The following is a 15,393-nucleotide window of genomic DNA, read 5'->3' on the forward strand; positions in this document are numbered from 1 at the left end:
CACGACCTTACGAGGTCATGGGCCAGGTGTGCGACGGCCCCTGGTCTCCTTCCACCTTCCTTCCACGAAGACGCAGGTGGCAAAGGCGGACCGAACGGACGCTGTCACTCGCAGGGGGTGGGGATTACCCCACCATGATCTTCCTGTCAGCCTCCTGGTGCACGGATGACCCAGCACCCCACCATGATCAATATGGGAACGGGACTGGCACAGGCGGCGCTGCGCGCGCATCGCCCGGCATTTGTGGGGACGGCGGTGGCCGCGCTCTTCGCGGCGACCGTGGTGAGCGCATCGACGATGATGCTCGGCACGACGGGCACCGAAGGGCTCTCCGCGCGGGCACGCAGGCAGATCACCGAGAACGGCGTCGGCGACATGGCCGTCGTCCTTCTCATCGGATCGATCTACATGTCGATATTCGTGGTCGCGTCGACGATGGGTACGGCCGTCACGCAGCAGCACCGCGAGCTGGCCATGGTGCGTTCCATCGGCGCCAAGCCCCGTCAGGTCCGCCGCGCGGTGGCCGTTCAGGCCCTCGCCGCGTCGATCCCGGCGGCGCTCGCCGGCTTCGTCCTCGGCGGCTTCGGCGCGCGGTGGTGGCACGCGGGCATGGTGTCGCACGGACTGCTCCCCGCCGAGGCGGACTTCCGGTTCGGCTGGGTCGCCCTGCCGGTGTGCCTGGGCGTGGCCGTGGTGACGACGACGCTCGCCGCGCTGCTCTCGGCGCTGCGGTTCTCGCTGCTTCGCCCGGCCCGCGCCCTGAGCGAGGCGGCGACCGGGCGGCGGGGGCTCGGCATGCTGCGGGCGCCGCTCGGCCTGATCGCGGTCGCGGGGGCCTGCGCCGTCTCCGTACTGCTGTCGAAGCAGCCCGCGGCCGAGGCGAGCGAGGGCGCCTTCCTCGTCCTGATCCTCTTCTGCGTCGGCGCGGGGCTGCTCGGCCCGCGGATCATCGGGCCCGCGGCCTGGCTGGTCTCCGCGCTGGTGGGCCGGTTCGGCGGCAGCGCACGCCTGGCCATGCTCAACGTCCGCTCGCAGCCCCGCCGTTTCTCCGCCGCGGTCGTGCCGCTCGTCCTGGTCGTGGGCTTCGGCCTGACCAAGATCGGCATGCACACCACGGCACAGCACTACACAGGTTCGGCGGGCAGCACGGGCGAGGTCTGGCTCGACTATGTGGGCACGGGGCTCTACGCGGGCTTCGCCTCGATCGCCGCGGCGAACACCCTCGCCATGATCTCCTTCGAGCGCCGCCGCGACGTCGCGCTGCTGCGGGTGGTGGGCAGTCAGCGCGCCCAGGTGCGGGCGATGGCGGCCTGGGAGGCCGTGGTCGTCGCGGGGACGGCGCTGCTGCTCGGCACAGCGATAGCGCTCGGCACACTGGCCCCCATCCTCAGCACGGCCTTCGGCTCGTCGCTCCCCCACCTGCCGTGGGCCGTGCCGACGGGGATAGCGACGGGCACGCTGCTGCTCACGCTGCTCGCCACAGGCCTCCCGGTGGCGAGCGTGTTGCGACGCCGGGCGATCTCTGTGGTGCAGGCAACGTAAGCGTCCCGAAGGGGCGCGGGGAACTGCGCGCTCAGCCACGACGGACCCGCAGCTGAGTCCGCCTCCCCCAGCGGAGCGCTAGTGCGGCGCCCCGCGCCACCCCGACACCGGCAGCGCGAACTTCGCCACGAGGCGGTCGGTGAACGACGCGTGATGCAGCCGCGCGAGCCGCACCGGCACCTCGCCCTTGCGGACCTCCACCCGCGCGCCCGGCGGCAGTTCCACGGTCCGCCGCCCGTCGCACCACAGCACCCCGTGCGACGTGTGCTGCTGGACCTCGACGGCGAGCACCGAGTCCGGCGAGGTCACCAAGGGCTTGGCGAACAGGGCGTGAGCGCTGATCGGCACCATCAGGAGCGCCTCCACCTCCGGCCACACCACGGGCCCGCCCGCGGAGAAGGCGTACGCGGTGGATCCGGTCGGCGTCGCGCACACGATGCCGTCGCAGCCGAACCCGGTGACCGGACGCCCGTCGATCTCCAGGACGACCTCAAGCATCAGTTCGGCCGACATCTTCTGCACGGCGGCTTCGTTGAGCGCCCAGTCGCGGTGCACGACATCGCCGTTGCTGCGCACGACGACGTCGATGGTCATCCGCTCCTCGACCTCGTACGCCCTCGTCACCACCCGGTCGACGACCTTGTCGAGGTCGTCGCGCTCGGCCTCGGCGAGGAAGCCGACCCGGCCCAGGTTCACGCCGAGCATCGGCACCCCGGAGGCGCGGGCGAACTCGGCGCCGCGCAGCAGCGTGCCGTCGCCGCCGAGCACGACGAGCAGTTCACAGCCGTCGAGGCACTGCGGGGTGGCCTCCTTCACCGTGCCGACCTCGGGCGGCAGCGGCAGATCGGCCGCCTCCGCCTCCAGGACCCGTACGCCGATGCCGCTGCGCAGCAGCCCCTGGACGACGAGTTCGGCACTGCGGATGGCGGCAGGCCGCCCGGTGTGCGCGAGCAGGAAAACGGTACGAGCTCGGGTCTGGGTCACTCGGTCCTGAGTCAACGGGGCCCCTCCGCCACGGCACGGTCAACGTCCGCCGGGTCGAGTTCGGGCGCCCCGGCACGCAGCCACAGAAAGTACTCGACATTTCCGGAAGGTCCGGGCAGCGGGCTCGCGGTCACGCCACGCACACCGAGCCCGAGCCCCCACGCCTGGCGCGCCACACCGCGTACGGCATCGGCCCGCAGCGCCGCGCTGCGCACCACACCGCCGCTGCCCAGGCGTTCCTTGCCGACCTCGAACTGCGGCTTGACCATCAGCACCAGGTCGGCGTCCGGGGCGGCGCAGCGCACGAGAGCGGGCAGCACCAGGCCGAGCGGGATGAACGACAGGTCGCCGACGACCAGGTCGACGGGGGTCCCGTCGATGGCTTCGAGCGTCAACTCCCGTACGTTCGTACGGTCCTTGACGGTGACCCGGTCGTCGCTCTGCAGCGACCAGGCGAGCTGGCCGTAACCGACGTCCACGGCGACGACGCCCGAGGCGCCCGCGCGCAGCAGCACATCGGTGAAACCGCCGGTGGACGCGCCCGCGTCGAGCGCGCGCCGCCCCTCGACGACCAGACCCTGCGGCACGAACGCGGCGAACGCGCCCGCCAGCTTGTGGCCGCCGCGCGATACGTAGTCGGGATCGCTGTCGTCGTTCGCGACCACGATGGCCGCGGCGGTCTCCACCTGCGTGGCGGGCTTCGTCGCGGTGTTCTTGTCGACGGTCACACGCCCGGCGGCGATCAGCTGGCTGGCGTGCTCGCGCGAGCGCGCCAGCTTGCGCCGGACCAGTTCGGCGTCGAGGCGGCGGCGTGCCACTCCTGCCACGTTCTGTTCAGCTCCTGTTGTACGAGGGTGAGTGCTGCTGCGGAGCCGCGTGCGTCCCCATGGGTGAGGGCGCGGGCGGCCCGGGGTGTGCGTCGAGCGCGGTCAGCGCGTCACGCAGTCCCCGGTGTACATCCTCGTACACCTCGATGTGGCCGTCCGTGGCGAGGTGGTCGGCGTCGCCGAGGCGCCGGAGCAGGCCGTCGACCTCCGCGTCCCCGGTCGGGACACGCTCCACCCCGAGGGGCGCGGGCCCGACGGGGTCGTACGTCTCCGCCTGCACCTCGGCGGCCTCGGGCTCCACCTGCTCAGGCTCGGGGCCCGGCAACGAGTCGTTCATGCCCCGACGCTACCGCGAAGCGCTGCGGTACCGTCGATCACGATGGCGACGATCGAAGAGTGCCGGACGGCGCTCGACAAACTCTCGGACAATCTGGCGGGCGCCGAAGGCGGCGTGCGCAGTGCCGCCGCGCTCAACCGCTCGCTGAGCTGCCGCATCACCGATCTCGACGTGACCTTCACGGGCCGTCTCGAGAACGGCCGGATCACGGTGCTCGACACGCATCCCGGCCCTCCTCGCGAGAAGGCCGAGATCCGCCTCACCATGTCCGGCGACGATCTGGTGGCGATGGTCGACGGCGAGCTGAACTTCGCGAAGGCCTGGGCCTCCGGCCGGGTCAAGCTGGAGGCGGGCCTGCGCGACCTGCTCCGGCTCAGGTCGCTGCTTTAGCCGCAGCCGCGCTCTTTGTCCGCACCCGCCGAGCCGCCGGCACCACCAGCGGTGTCCCGGTCTCAGGGTCGTCGATGATCTGGCAGTCCATCCCGAAGGTGTCCCGCACCAGCTCCGTCGTGACGACGTCGGACGGCGCGCCCTCGGCGATGACCTCGCCGTCGCGCAGGGCGATGAGGTGGGTGGCGTACCGGGCCGCGTGGTTGAGGTCGTGCAGGACGGCGACGAGCGTGCGGCCCTGCTCCTCGTGGAGGTCGGCGCACAGGTCGAGGACGTCGATCTGGTGCTGGATGTCGAGGAACGTCGTCGGCTCGTCCAGGAGCAGCAGCGGGGTCTGCTGGGCGAGCGCCATCGCGATCCAGACGCGCTGACGCTGGCCGCCCGAGAGTTCGTCGACATAGCGATCGGCCAGTTCGGCGACGCCGGTCGAGGCCATGGACTCGCCCACGATCCGCTCGTCCTGCGCCGACCACTGGCGAAGGAGCCCCTGGTGGGGGTAGCGGCCGCGCGCCACCAGGTCGCCCACCGTGATCCCGTCGGGCGCGATGGACGACTGCGGGAGCAGGCCGAGCGTCCGGGCCACCTTCTTCGCGGGCATCGACTGGATGACGTTGCCGTCGAGCAGGACGCGCCCCGCAGAGGGCTTGAGCATCCTCGACAGGGCGCGCAGCAGGGTGGACTTGCCGCAGGCGTTCGGGCCGACGATCACCGTGAAGGAGTTGTCGGGGATCTCGACGGACAACTTCTCCGCGATGACGCGCTGGTCGTAGCCAAGGGTCACGTCGTCCGCGATGAGCCGGTTCACTGCGGCACGCTCCTGCCTGTCGGTGCTCTCAGAGGTGTTCGTGTTCATGGCCGTACGCGTTCTCACGGGCGTGCGCGTCTTCATATCCGCCCCGCCTTGCGCTCGATGACGAGGAGCCACAGCAGGTAGATGCCGCCGAGCACTCCCGTGACCACGCCGACGGGCAGCTGGTCGGCGCCGAAGGCCCGCTGTGATGCCCAGTCCGCGACGATCAGCAGGGTGGCGCCCATGAACATCGCGGGCAGCAGGTTCGGCCCCGGCGAGCGGGTGAGCCGCCTGGCCAGCTGCGGTGCGGTGAGCGCGACGAAGCTGACGGGGCCCGCCGCGGCGGTGGCGGCGGCGACGAGCAGCACGGCCGAGCCCATCAGGACGATGCGGGTGCGCTCGACGGGCACGCCGAGCGCGTACCCGACGTCGTCGCCCATCTCCAGCATCCGCAGCGGACGCGCGTACGTCATGACGAGGGGTACGAGGATCGCGCACAGGACGAGCAGCGGCCAGACCTGGTCCCAGTCCCGGCCGTTGAGGGAGCCGGTCATCCAGACGACGGCGCGGGCGGCGTCGACGATGTCCGCCTTGGTGAGCAGATAGCCGTTGATCGCGGTGACGAAGGCGGAGACACCGATGCCGACCAGGACGAACCGGAAGCCGTGCACGCCCCGCTTCCAGGCGAGCACGTAGATCGCGAAGCCGGTGACCAGACCGCCCACGAGCGCGCCCCCGGCGACCTGCACCGCGCTGCCCTGGAAGAGGACGATCATGATGAGCGCGCCCGCGGTGGACCCCTGGCCGAGGCCGAGGATGTCCGGACTGCCCAGCGGATTGCGGGAGATGGACTGGAAGATCGCGCCGCCGAGCCCGAGCGCGGCCCCCACGAGGAGGCCGACGAGGACCCGCGGAAGGCGCAGGTCGTTGATGATGAACTCCTGCCCGGCGTCTCCGTTGCCGAGCAGGGTGCGGATGACGTCGGCGGCGGGGATGGGGAAGTCGCCGGTGCCGATCAGGACGACGCTCGCGGCGAGCGCGGCCAGGATGAGCACGGCGACGACCACGGCCGTGCGGACGTCGAGGCGGAAGCTGAGCCCGCCCCGGGTGCGTATCGCCTTCACAGCTGAGCCAGCCTCCGCCGTCGTACGAGAAAGATGAAGACCGGAGCGCCGATCAACGCGGTAATAATGCCGACCTGAAGTTCCGCGGGGCGCGCGACGATGCGCCCGATGACGTCGGCGCCGAGCAGAAGGACCGGCGAGAGGATCGCCGCGTACGGCAGGATCCAGCGCATGTCGGGCCCGGTGAAGGAGCGCACGACGTGCGGCACCATCAGGCCGACGAACATGATGGGCCCGCAGGCCGCGGTCGCCGCCCCGCAGAGCAGGGTCGCGGCGGCCATGGACAGGGCGCGGGTGCGGTTCAGATGGGCGCCGAGAGCGCGGGCGGTGTCGTCGCCCATGGCCATGGCGTTGAGCGGCCGGGCGAGGCCGAGCGCGAGCACGATGCCGATCACGAGGAAGGGCAGGACCTGAAGGATGGTCTCGTTCTTGGCGGAGGCCAGCGAACCGACCGTCCAGAAGCGCATCTTGTTGAGCGCGGCGTTGTCCGTGATCATCACGGCCTGCAGATAGCCGTAGAGCGCGGCGCTCAGCGCGGTGCCGGCGAGCGCGAGCCGTACGGGCGTCGCGTTGCGGGTCCCGCCGAGGGCGTAGACGGCGGCGCCGACAACTGCCGCTCCGGCGAAGGCGAACCACACGTAGCCGCTCAGTGAGGTGACGCCGAAGAAGCTGATGGCGGTGACGACGGCGGCCGAAGCTCCGAGGTTGATGCCGAGCAGTCCGGGGTCGGCCAGGGGGTTGCGCGTCAGTGCCTGGAGGACGGCGCCCGCGAGGCCGAGGGCCACGCCGACGAGCACGCCGAGCAGCGTCCGCGAGAGCCGCTCTCCGACGACGACATCGCCGTACGTCCCGGTGTCCTGGAAGAGACCGTGCCAGACCTGGTCCAGGGACATCTGTTTCGCACCGACCGCGATGCTCGCCACGACGACGAGCAGCAGCACACAGACCGAGACGAGGAGCCCGGCACTGCGTATCGCACGGCGGTTGGGTGGCGCGGGGGCACTCTCCGCGCTGGCTTCGGGGGGACTGTCGACCAACACCAGGTTAGGTTAGCCTACCCTCGCACTGGACTTCGACGAGAGAAGCACCACCTATGCATGCCCGCCGCCCGATACCTCCCGGCCTGACCCGTCGTGGCGTCCTCAGTGCAGGCGGCGCCCTCGGTGTGGGCGGGCTCCTGACAGCATGCGGCGGCCAGGACGACGGCGCAAAATCGCCGGGCGGCGGCACGGGCTGGAGCTTCAAGGACGACCGCGGAACCACCGCGAAGGCCGCGAAACGCCCGCGCCGCATCGTCGCCTACATCGGCGCCGCCGCCGCGCTGCACGACTTCGGCGTCGAGTGCACCGGCGTCTTCGGCCCGACGAAGCTGAAGAACGGCGAACCCGACGTACAGGCGGCGGATGTCGATGTCGACAAGGTGACCATCATCGGCAACGCCTGGGGCGAGTTCAGCGTCGAGAAGTACGCGAAGCTCCGCCCCGAGCTCCTGGTCAGCACCATGAACGAGTCACCGAGGCTCTGGTACATCCCCGACGACTCCGCCAAGAAGATCACCTCGCTCGCGCCCAGCGTCGGCATCCTCACCGGCAAGTCGTCTCTGACGAAGGTGATCGGCCGCTTCGCCGAGCTCGCCGAATCCCTCGGCGCCGACCTCAAGGCGGAGAAGGTCACCGCCGCGAAGAAGCGCTTCGAGGCGGCCTCGGAGACGCTCCGCAGGTCCGCGAAGGCGGCGAAGTCCCGAGGCGGCATCAAGGTCATGGCGGTGGCGGCGCAGGCCGACCTCCTCTACGTGGGCGACCCTGCCGACTTCACCGACCTGCGCCACTACGCGGACCTCGGCATCGAGTTCGTCACGCCGACGAAGACGGCCGAGGGCGGCTTCTTCCAGGAACTCGGCTGGGAGAACGTCGACACATACGAAGCCGACCTCATCCTCGTCGACAAACGGACCGGCAACCTCCAGCCCGGCGAGCTCAAGAAGTCCAAGCCGACCTGGGCGAAGCTCCCCGCGGTCAAGGCGGACCAGGTCATCTCCTGGTCCAACGAAGCTCAGTTCAGCCACGCCGGCTACGCGCCGCTCATCGAGCAGCTCGCGGCAGCCGTCGACAAGTCGAAGAAGGCGGCATCCTGATGCCCACCACCCACGGCCCCCTCACACCCAGAGGCACGTCTGCCCCCGGGGCCATGTCCCGCCGCGGCCTGCTCGCCTCCGGCGGAGCCCTCGGCATCGGCGCCCTGCTCAGCGCCTGCGGCGGGAGCGAGGAGAAGTCCGGGAAGAGCGCGGGCTCCAAGCCCTGGAGCTTCAAGGACGACCGCGGCAAGACCGCCGAGGTGAACCACACCCCGAAGAACATCGTCGCCTACATCAGCACAGCGGCGGCCCTGCACGACTACGGCGTCACCTGCACCGGAGTCTTCGGCCCCTCCAAGCCGGTGGACGGCAAGCCCAACCCCCAGGCGGGCGAGCTCGATGTCGACGAACTGACGAGCCTGGGCGAGGCCTTCAACCAGTTCAGCATCGAGAAGTACGCGGCGCTCAAGCCCGACCTCCTGATCAGCAACATGTTCCCGCCGCCCGCCCTCTGGTTCGTGCCCGCGGACAGCACCAAGAAGATCGAGGCGCTCGCGCCCACCGTCGGCATCAAGGGCGCCCGCGTCTCGCTGCTCGAACCGCTCAAGCGCTACACCGAGCTCGCCGAGGCGCTCGGCGGGGACCTCGAATCGGAGAAGGTGCGCGCGGCCAAGGCCCGCTTCGACAAGGCCGAGCGCCGCCTGCGGAAGGCGGCGAAGGCCAACCGCGGCCTGAAGGTCCTCGCGATGACCGGTGACGCCGAGCAGTTCTACGTCGCCGTGCCGGACTCCTACTGCGACCTGAACTACTTCAAGGACCTCGGCGTCGAGTTCGTCGAGGGCAAGAAGAGCGACGAATGGGGCTTCTGGGAGTTCCTCAGCTGGGAGAACGCCGACAAATACCACGCGGATCTCATCATGATGGACAACCGGTCGAGCGCGCTGCCGCCCAAGGAGCTCGCGAAGAAACCCACCTGGGAGCTGCTCCCCGCCGTCAAGGCCGGCCAGACCGTGCCCTGGTCGATGGAGGAGCGCTACAGCTACGCCGGTTTCGCCCCCGTGCTCGAACAACTCGCCGCCGCCATCGAGAAGTCGAAGAGGCTCACCTGATGACTGACTCCCCGTACCACTTCTTCGACGTCCACGTGCTGCGCACGGAGTACGTCACCCCCTCCATGATCCGCGTGGCCCTCGGCGGCGAAGGCCTGGCCCGGATGGCCTCGGCTGGCCGTGACCAGCGCATCAAGATCTTCCTCCCGCACCCGGGGCAGGACGCCCCCGTCATGCCGGACACGACGGAAGGCGACGCATCCCGCTGGTACGCCGACTGGTGCGCCCTCGACCCCGACGTCCGGGGCATCATGCGCACCTACACCACGCGGGAACTGCGCCGCGATCCCGACGAGTTGATCGTCGACTTCGCGGTCCACGGCGCGGCTCCCTCGCCCCACGACGGCCCGGCCACCAGCTGGGCGCGCTCCGCCCGCCCCGGCGCGCGGATCGGCGTACTCGCCCCGATCGAGGACGAGAACGGCGCCTACGACTTCAGGCCTCCGCAAGACACCGACTGGGTCCTGCTGACCGCCGACGAGTCGGCGCTCCCCGCGGTGGCGGCCATCCTGGAGACGCTACCGCCCGCGACACCGACCCGCGTCTGGATCGAGGTCCACGACCCAGCGGACAAGCAAGAGCTGCCCACGAAGGCCGACGCCGAGATCACCTGGCTCACGGAGGAGGGCGCGACGCCGTCAGCGATCCGCGCCGCCGAGCTGCCTTCGGGCACGCCGTACGCCTGGGTCACGGGCGAGTCCGCGACGGTCAAGACGGTCCGCCGCCACCTGGTCACCGACCGCGGCTTCGACCGCAAGCGGATCTCCTTCTCCGGCTACTGGCGCAAGGGCACCACCACGGACGAACTGATCGACCGCAACGAATCGGCCTGACCCGCCCCGCCCCGAAGCGGCACCAGAACACTCGAAGCCCCGACCACCCCTGGCCGGGGCTTCGCCGCGGGACGGACACTCCTCACGGGCAGGCCGGCCCCATGCCCGCAAGCCAAGCACCCGAGCCTCGCGGGCTCCCCGAGGCCCGTACCCCTCCCAGGCCCAAGGAGCCGAGCCCGGCGGGTCAGCGGCTGACGGCTGGCGGGCCAGCGGCTGGCGGTGAACGGCCGGCAGGGCAACGGCCGACGGACAGTCGGCAGCGGGCAGCGGCAACTGCGGGGCAGCGCCCGATGGCTGGCGAGTAGCGCCCGACGGGCAGCGGCCAGCGGGGCAACGGCCAGCGGCCAGCGGGGCAACACCCGGAGCGGCAACGGTCGGCGGTCAGCGGCAACGGCCAGCGGGGCAACGCCCGAAGGGGCAGCGGTCGGCGGCCAGCAGGCAACGGGCAACGGCCGGCGGCCAACGCCAGACGCCCAGCGAGGCAGCGCCCGGCAGCCAGCCAGCGGCGGGCAGCGCCAGCGCCCAGCAAGCAACTTGCAGCGCCCAGCGCCCCGCAGGCAACAGCCACCAGCCCGCAGCCGAGCTACAACCCCAACCGCGACAACGCCTTCCCCGCGTCCAGCGCGCACACCCCGTCCCCCGCCTCCGTCCACGCCGCCGCGCACAGCGCCCGCAGCCCGTCCATGACCTCGCCCTCGCCGTCGAGCACCAGCTCCTGCCCCCGCGCCGAAGCCGTCCACCCGCCGCAGCCGAAGCCGCCCTCCGCCGGGGTCACTTCGGGCTGGCCGGTCAGCATGCCGCGCAGGTCCGCGTCCACGTACGTAGGGCGGTGCTCGGGCGGTGCGGCGAGCAGCTGGGCACCGTCCGTGACCCCGGTCAGGACCAGCAGCGAGTCCACCTCGCCGTTGAACGCGCCCTCGATGTCCGTGTCGAGCCGATCCCCCACGACCAACGGCCGCTCGGCACCGGTCCGCAGAATCGTCTCGCGATGCATCGGAGGCAGCGGCTTGCCCGCCACCTGCGGCTCCGCCCCGGTAGCGATGCGTACGACCTCGACCGCCGCGCCATTGCCCGGCGCGATGCCCCGCGCACTGGGAATCGTCAGGTCCGTGTTGGACGCGAACCACGGCACTCCGCGCGCGATCGCGTAACAGGCTTCGGCGAACCGGCCCCAGGCCATCTCGGGACCGCCGTACCCCTGCACGACCGCCACCGGCCCGTCGTCCGCCGACTCCACCGGCTCAAGCCCACGCTCCCGCAGCGCGACCCGCAGCCCCTCCCCGCCGACGACCAACACGCGCGCACCCGCCGGGACTTGCTCGCTCACAAGCCGCGCCGCCGCCTGCGCGGACGTGATGATGTCCGCCGCCCCGGTCGGAATGCCGAGCTCCGTCAGATGCCCGGCCACCGCGTCCGGCGTACGCAGCGCGTTGTTCGTCACATACGCGAGATGCATGCCGCCGGACCTGGCCGTCCCGAGCGACTCGACGGCGTGGGCGATCGCATGACCGCCCGCGTACACCACCCCGTCCAGGTCGAGCAGCGCCGTGTCATACGCCTCACTCAGCACATTCCGGCTGCCTTCGGGCCGTGTCCTGACGGTCTGGCTCATTACGCATCGCTCCTCGATCGATCCCACTCCCCCGATCATCGCTTATGCCACTGACACACATACGATGCAGCAATGAACACAGCGGGTCATACCGACGACCGAGGCCTCGACCTGATCCCGTTCCGAGGCGTTCGCTACGTCCCCGAACGGGTCGGCAGCCTTGCCGCCGTGACGTCCCCGCCGTACGACGTGGTCGTACGGCCCGACGGCCTGCTCCACCTGGAGTCCGCCGACCCGCACAACATCGTCCGGCTGATCCTCCCCCAGGCCACCACACCGGCGGCCCGCAACCAACAGGCAGCCGAGACCCTGCACGCCTGGCTCTCCCAAGGCATCCTCGCGCCCGACCCGGAGCCCAGCCTCTACGTCTACGAGCAGCGCGACGCCGGCATCCTGCAGCGCGGCATCATCGGCGCACTGCGCCTCTCCGAAGCGGAGGACGGCATCGTCCTGCCGCACGAAGGCGTCATGCCCCACGTCGTGGAGGACCGCGCGGCCCTGATGCGCGCGACGAGCGCCAACCTCGAACCGCTGCTCCTGACGTACCGCTCGGACGACGACACCACGGGCGCGCCGGCCGTCGTCGAACGCACCGTGACGAACAAGCCTCTCCTGTCGACGACCACGGAGGACGGCTTCAGCCACCGCCTGTGGGCGGTCACCGACCCCGCCGACCTCGCCGAGATCCAGTCAGATCTCTCCCACCACCAGGCGCTGATCGCGGACGGGCACCACCGCTGGGCGACCAATCTCCGGCTGCGCTCGGAGCATCCGTCGGGCGGCCCCTGGGACTACGGCCTCGTCCTCCTGGTGGACACCGCGCGCTACCCGCTCCGGGTCCGCTCCATCCACCGCTACCTGCACCGGCTCCCGGTCTCCGAGGCCCTGGCCGCCCTCGCGGACTCCTTCCGCGTACGCACCGTCGAAGGCCCCCTGCCGCGCGCTCTCGAAGCCCTGGCCGACGCGGCGGCCGAAGGCAACGCCTTCCTCCTCGCGGGTGACGGCGCCTTCCACCTCATAGACCGGCCCTCCCCCGACCTCCTGGCCCGTACGATCCCGGCCGACCCCCCTGAGGCCTGGCGCACCCTGGACGCGACGGTCCTGCACTCCACGCTCCTCGACCACATCTGGCAGATCCCGGACGCCCCGGAGCACATCGCGTACATCCACGACACCGAGGCCACGGTGGAGAAGGCGGAACGCGACGGCGGTACGGCCGTCCTGATGCACCCGGTCCGCGAAGAGGTCGTACGCGAGCTGGCCCGCCAGGGGGTCACGATGCCCCGCAAGTCCACGTCCTTCGGCCCCAAGCCGGCATCGGGCCTGGTCCTGCGCAGCCTCGACTTCTGAAGCACGCACACATACGACAACGGGCGGGACCCCTGATGGGATCCCGCCCGTTGTCGTACTACCAGGTCAGTGCTCAGGCCTTGCGGTCCTCGTCACCGTCGTCGTCCAGCTCGAAGTCGTCCTCGTCGTAGAACTCTTCCACGCCCTCGTCCTCGTCCTCGTCCTGGCCCTGGTCTTCCTGGACCGGGGCGACGAAGACGACATCGGGCTCCGAGACCGGCGCCGCCTCTGCGACCGGCGCCTGCGCGTCGTCCTGGAGCGCGTCGACGAACTCGACACCGTCCAGCTCGGCGAGGCGGTCCGACGCGTCGGTGCTGCCGTCCTTGTCGGACTCGATGACCTTCGCGAACCACTCGCGCGCCTCGTCCTCACGCCCCGCCGCGAGCAGCGCGTCGGCGTACGCGTACCGCAGCCGCGCGGTCCACGGCTGAACGGAGTTCGACGCCAGCTCGGGGCCCTGGAGGGTGACGATGGCGGCATCGATCTGCCCCAGGTCACGCCGCGCACCGGCGGCGACGAGACGCATCTCGACCTGCCCCGGCTTGTCCAGCTTCTGCACCTCGGGCGCACCGGCCATGTCCAGCGCCTTCTCGGGCCGGCCCATACCGCGCTCGCAGTCCGCCATGACGGGCCAGAGCTCGACGCTCCCGGTCATCCGCTTGGCGGCCCGGAACTCACCGAGGGCCTCGCTGTACTTCTGGGTCGCGTACGCGGCGAAGCCCGCCGCCTCGCGTACGGCGGCGACACGCGAGGCGAGCCGGAGCGCGATCCGCGAGTACTCGTAGGCCTGCTCGGGGTCTTCGTCGATGAGGTTGGCGACCATCACCAGGTTCCTGGCGACGTCCTCAGCGAGTCCCTTGGGAAGGCTCTGCAGCTCCTGCTGCACGTCCTTGTCGATCTCGTGGCCCGTTACGTCCTCGGGGATCGGAAGCCGCTTGATGGGCTCGCGGTCACGGTCCCGGTCGTCACGCCCGCGGTATCCCCCACGGTCGCCGTCACGCCGGTCATCGCGCCCACGGAACCCGCCGGGCCGCCCGCCACGGTCATCGCGTCGCGGCCCGCCACGGTCATCACGGCCACGGAAGCCGCCACCGCCGCCGCCACGGTTGTCATCGCGACGGAAGCCACCACGGTCACCGCCGCGATCGCCACCACGGTCACTGCCTCGGTCATCACGGCGGAACCCACCGCGGTCGCCACCGCGGTCATCGCGACGGTCGTCACGGCGGAAGCCGCCACGGTCACCGCCGCCACGGTTGTCGTCACGACGGTCATCACGCTGGAAAGCGGGACGGTCGCCACCACGGGGCCGGTCATCGCGCCGGTCATCACGGCGATCGTCGCGCCGGAAACCGCCACGGTCACCGCCACCACCACGGTTGTCGTCACGGCGGTCATCGCGGCGGAAACCTCCGCGGTCGCCACCACGGTCATCACGGCGATCGTCACGGCGGAAACCACCACGGTCACCGCCACCACTCCGGTTGTCGTCACGACGGAAGCCGCCACGGTCGCCGCCACCACGGTTGTCGTCGCGGCGGTCATCACGGCGGTCGTCACGACGGAACGGGGGACGACCGCCATCGCGCCGGTCGTCACGGCGCGGGGCGCCGGAGGTCGAACGGTCATCACGGCGGAATGCGGGACGGTCGCCGTCACGGCGGTCGTCACGGCGCGGGGCGCCAGACGTCGAGCGGTCATCGCGACGGAACGGAGGACGCCCACCGCCCTCACGGTCATCGCGCCCGCGGTAGCCGCCACCGCCTCCACGGTTGTCATCGCGACGGAAGCCGCCACGGTCACCACCGCGGTCGTCACGCCGGTCATCCCGGCGGTCATCGCGCCGGAACGGGAGGCGGTCTCCGCCGCCACCCCGATTGTCGTCGCGGCGCGGGGCGCCGGAGGTCGAACGGTCGTCGCGGCGGAATCCGCCCCGGTCACCGCCGCCACCACGGTTGTCGTCACGGCGGAAGCCACCGCGCTCGCCACCACGGTCATCGCGACGAGGGGCACCCCGGTCACGGTCGTCGCGACGGGGACCACCAGAGGTGGAGCGGTCGTCGCGACGGAACGGAGGGCGCCCGCCGCCACTGCGGTCGCCGTCGCGACGCGGTGCGCCGCCACGGTATCCGCCCCGGTCGCCACCGTCCCGGCTGCGCTGCCCGCGCTCCGGTCGCTCGTCGGGAGAGTTGGTGGACATCGGTGACTCCTAGTCTTCGGTACCGCAGTCATTCTCGCGCAGCCGGGTAGCCGGCGCGCTTCGACAAAACAAAAAAGGACCCTTGGTCCCAGCGTGGACGCTGGGACCAAGGGTCCTCCAAAGATTGTTCGGCGGCGTCCTACTCTCCCACAGGGTCCCCCCTGCAGTACCATCGGCGCTATGAGGCTTAGCTTCCGGGTTCGGAATGTAACCGGGCGTTT

The 15,393-nt window shown here is 71.1% G+C and carries 14 protein-coding genes, 1 rRNA gene and 1 pseudogene; 6 read left to right on the forward strand and 10 right to left on the reverse strand.

Features of this window, described 5'->3' with window-relative positions; translation table 11 throughout:
- Positions 1-192 precede the first annotated feature (192 nt).
- A complete protein-coding gene (locus tag ACWGI2_RS38825) occupies positions 193-1,542 on the forward strand; it encodes an FtsX-like permease family protein (protein ID WP_453700596.1) in 1,350 nt (449 codons plus the stop codon).
- 78 nt (positions 1,543-1,620) lie between these two features.
- Here the strand turns inward: ACWGI2_RS38825 and ACWGI2_RS38830 are convergent, their stop codons facing one another.
- Genes ACWGI2_RS38830 through ACWGI2_RS38840 form a run of 3 tightly spaced genes read right to left on the reverse strand, consistent with a single transcriptional unit; the run spans position 1,621 to position 3,690 of the window.
- Positions 1,621-2,526, reverse strand: a complete 906-nt coding sequence (locus ACWGI2_RS38830; protein WP_453700598.1) for an NAD kinase — start codon at positions 2,524-2,526, stop codon at positions 1,621-1,623.
- Between the two features lie 11 nt (positions 2,527-2,537).
- Positions 2,538-3,353, reverse strand: a complete 816-nt coding sequence (locus ACWGI2_RS38835) for a TlyA family rRNA (cytidine-2'-O)-methyltransferase (RefSeq protein ID WP_160504211.1) — start codon at positions 3,351-3,353, stop codon at positions 2,538-2,540.
- 7 nt (positions 3,354-3,360) lie between these two features.
- Positions 3,361-3,690 carry a hypothetical protein gene (locus tag ACWGI2_RS38840; protein ID WP_453399224.1) on the reverse strand — a complete coding sequence of 110 codons (330 nt, stop codon included), beginning with the start codon at positions 3,688-3,690 and terminating at the stop codon, positions 3,361-3,363.
- 42 nt (positions 3,691-3,732) lie between these two features.
- On the opposite strand from ACWGI2_RS38840, the gene ACWGI2_RS38845 reads away from it, so the two are divergent.
- Positions 3,733-4,080: an alkyl sulfatase C-terminal domain-containing protein gene (locus ACWGI2_RS38845; protein WP_160504212.1), complete on the forward strand. Its 348-nt coding sequence runs from the start codon at positions 3,733-3,735 to the stop codon at positions 4,078-4,080.
- Here the strand turns inward: ACWGI2_RS38845 and ACWGI2_RS38850 are convergent.
- The 3 genes from ACWGI2_RS38850 to ACWGI2_RS38860 are packed head-to-tail and all read right to left on the reverse strand — an operon-like array spanning position 4,064 to position 7,034.
- On the reverse strand, positions 4,064-4,933 hold the full coding sequence (locus ACWGI2_RS38850; protein WP_453700600.1) for an ABC transporter ATP-binding protein: 870 nt from the start codon (positions 4,931-4,933) through the stop codon (positions 4,064-4,066). The two genes, ACWGI2_RS38845 and ACWGI2_RS38850, sit on opposite strands and share 17 nt — an antisense overlap.
- A gap of 32 nt (positions 4,934-4,965) precedes the next feature.
- Entirely contained in the window at positions 4,966-5,994 is a 1,029-nt protein-coding gene (locus ACWGI2_RS38855; RefSeq protein WP_453399221.1) for a FecCD family ABC transporter permease, read from the reverse strand.
- Positions 5,991-7,034, reverse strand: coding sequence for a FecCD family ABC transporter permease (locus ACWGI2_RS38860; RefSeq protein ID WP_453399220.1), 1,044 nt, complete (start codon positions 7,032-7,034; stop codon positions 5,991-5,993). The genes ACWGI2_RS38855 and ACWGI2_RS38860 overlap by 4 nt, the downstream gene beginning before the upstream one ends.
- 53 nt (positions 7,035-7,087) lie before the next feature.
- Between ACWGI2_RS38860 and ACWGI2_RS38865 the strand changes: the two genes are divergently transcribed.
- The 3 genes from ACWGI2_RS38865 to ACWGI2_RS38875 are packed head-to-tail and all read left to right on the forward strand — an operon-like array spanning position 7,088 to position 10,010.
- Positions 7,088-8,128, forward strand: a complete 1,041-nt coding sequence (locus ACWGI2_RS38865) for an ABC transporter substrate-binding protein (RefSeq protein ID WP_453700601.1) — start codon at positions 7,088-7,090, stop codon at positions 8,126-8,128.
- Entirely contained in the window at positions 8,128-9,177 is a 1,050-nt protein-coding gene (locus tag ACWGI2_RS38870; RefSeq protein ID WP_453700603.1) for an ABC transporter substrate-binding protein, read from the forward strand. Before ACWGI2_RS38865 ends, ACWGI2_RS38870 begins: the two co-directional genes overlap by 1 nt.
- Positions 9,177-10,010, forward strand: coding sequence for a siderophore-interacting protein (locus ACWGI2_RS38875; protein WP_453700604.1), 834 nt, complete (start codon positions 9,177-9,179; stop codon positions 10,008-10,010). The genes ACWGI2_RS38870 and ACWGI2_RS38875 overlap by 1 nt, the downstream gene beginning before the upstream one ends.
- A 583-nt stretch (positions 10,011-10,593) precedes the next feature.
- On the opposite strand, the gene ACWGI2_RS38880 is transcribed toward ACWGI2_RS38875, so the two are convergent.
- Complete coding sequence (locus ACWGI2_RS38880; RefSeq protein ID WP_453700605.1) at positions 10,594-11,622, reverse strand: HAD hydrolase-like protein; 1,029 nt, start codon at positions 11,620-11,622, stop codon at positions 10,594-10,596.
- A 72-nt stretch (positions 11,623-11,694) separates the two neighbouring features.
- Between ACWGI2_RS38880 and ACWGI2_RS38885 the strand changes: the two genes are divergently transcribed.
- Positions 11,695-12,972, forward strand: a complete 1,278-nt coding sequence (locus tag ACWGI2_RS38885) for a DUF1015 domain-containing protein (protein ID WP_453700607.1) — start codon at positions 11,695-11,697, stop codon at positions 12,970-12,972.
- 73 nt (positions 12,973-13,045) lie between these two features.
- Here ACWGI2_RS38885 and ACWGI2_RS38890 read toward each other — a convergent pair whose 3' ends face one another.
- The 3 genes and pseudogenes from ACWGI2_RS38890 to rrf all read right to left on the reverse strand — a co-directional run.
- The gene (locus tag ACWGI2_RS38890; RefSeq protein ID WP_453700622.1) at positions 13,046-13,858 is read right to left on the reverse strand and encodes a hypothetical protein; all 813 of its coding nucleotides are present in this window, start codon (positions 13,856-13,858) and stop codon (positions 13,046-13,048) included.
- A 72-nt stretch (positions 13,859-13,930) separates the two neighbouring features.
- A pseudogene (locus ACWGI2_RS38895) lies at positions 13,931-14,797 on the reverse strand (hypothetical protein); the annotation flags it as partial.
- Between the two features lie 501 nt (positions 14,798-15,298).
- Positions 15,299-15,393: ribosomal RNA gene (gene rrf, locus ACWGI2_RS38900) — 5S ribosomal RNA — on the reverse strand; the annotation flags it as partial.

The sequence above is a fragment of the Streptomyces sp. NPDC054866 genome (assembly GCF_053610745.1).

Coding starts and splice junctions, on each gene's coding strand:
- ACWGI2_RS38825 (WP_453700596.1), top strand. CDS start 193: ATGGGAACGGGACTGGCACAGGCGGCGCTGCGCGCGCATCGCCCGGCA.
- ACWGI2_RS38840 (WP_453399224.1), bottom strand. CDS start 3,690: ATGAACGACTCGTTGCCGGGCCCCGAGCCTGAGCAGGTGGAGCCCGAG.
- ACWGI2_RS38845 (WP_160504212.1), top strand. CDS start 3,733: ATGGCGACGATCGAAGAGTGCCGGACGGCGCTCGACAAACTCTCGGAC.
- ACWGI2_RS38850 (WP_453700600.1), bottom strand. CDS start 4,933: ATGAACACGAACACCTCTGAGAGCACCGACAGGCAGGAGCGTGCCGCA.
- ACWGI2_RS38865 (WP_453700601.1), top strand. CDS start 7,088: ATGCATGCCCGCCGCCCGATACCTCCCGGCCTGACCCGTCGTGGCGTC.
- ACWGI2_RS38870 (WP_453700603.1), top strand. CDS start 8,128: ATGCCCACCACCCACGGCCCCCTCACACCCAGAGGCACGTCTGCCCCC.
- ACWGI2_RS38875 (WP_453700604.1), top strand. CDS start 9,177: ATGACTGACTCCCCGTACCACTTCTTCGACGTCCACGTGCTGCGCACG.
- ACWGI2_RS38880 (WP_453700605.1), bottom strand. CDS start 11,622: ATGAGCCAGACCGTCAGGACACGGCCCGAAGGCAGCCGGAATGTGCTG.
- ACWGI2_RS38885 (WP_453700607.1), top strand. CDS start 11,695: ATGAACACAGCGGGTCATACCGACGACCGAGGCCTCGACCTGATCCCG.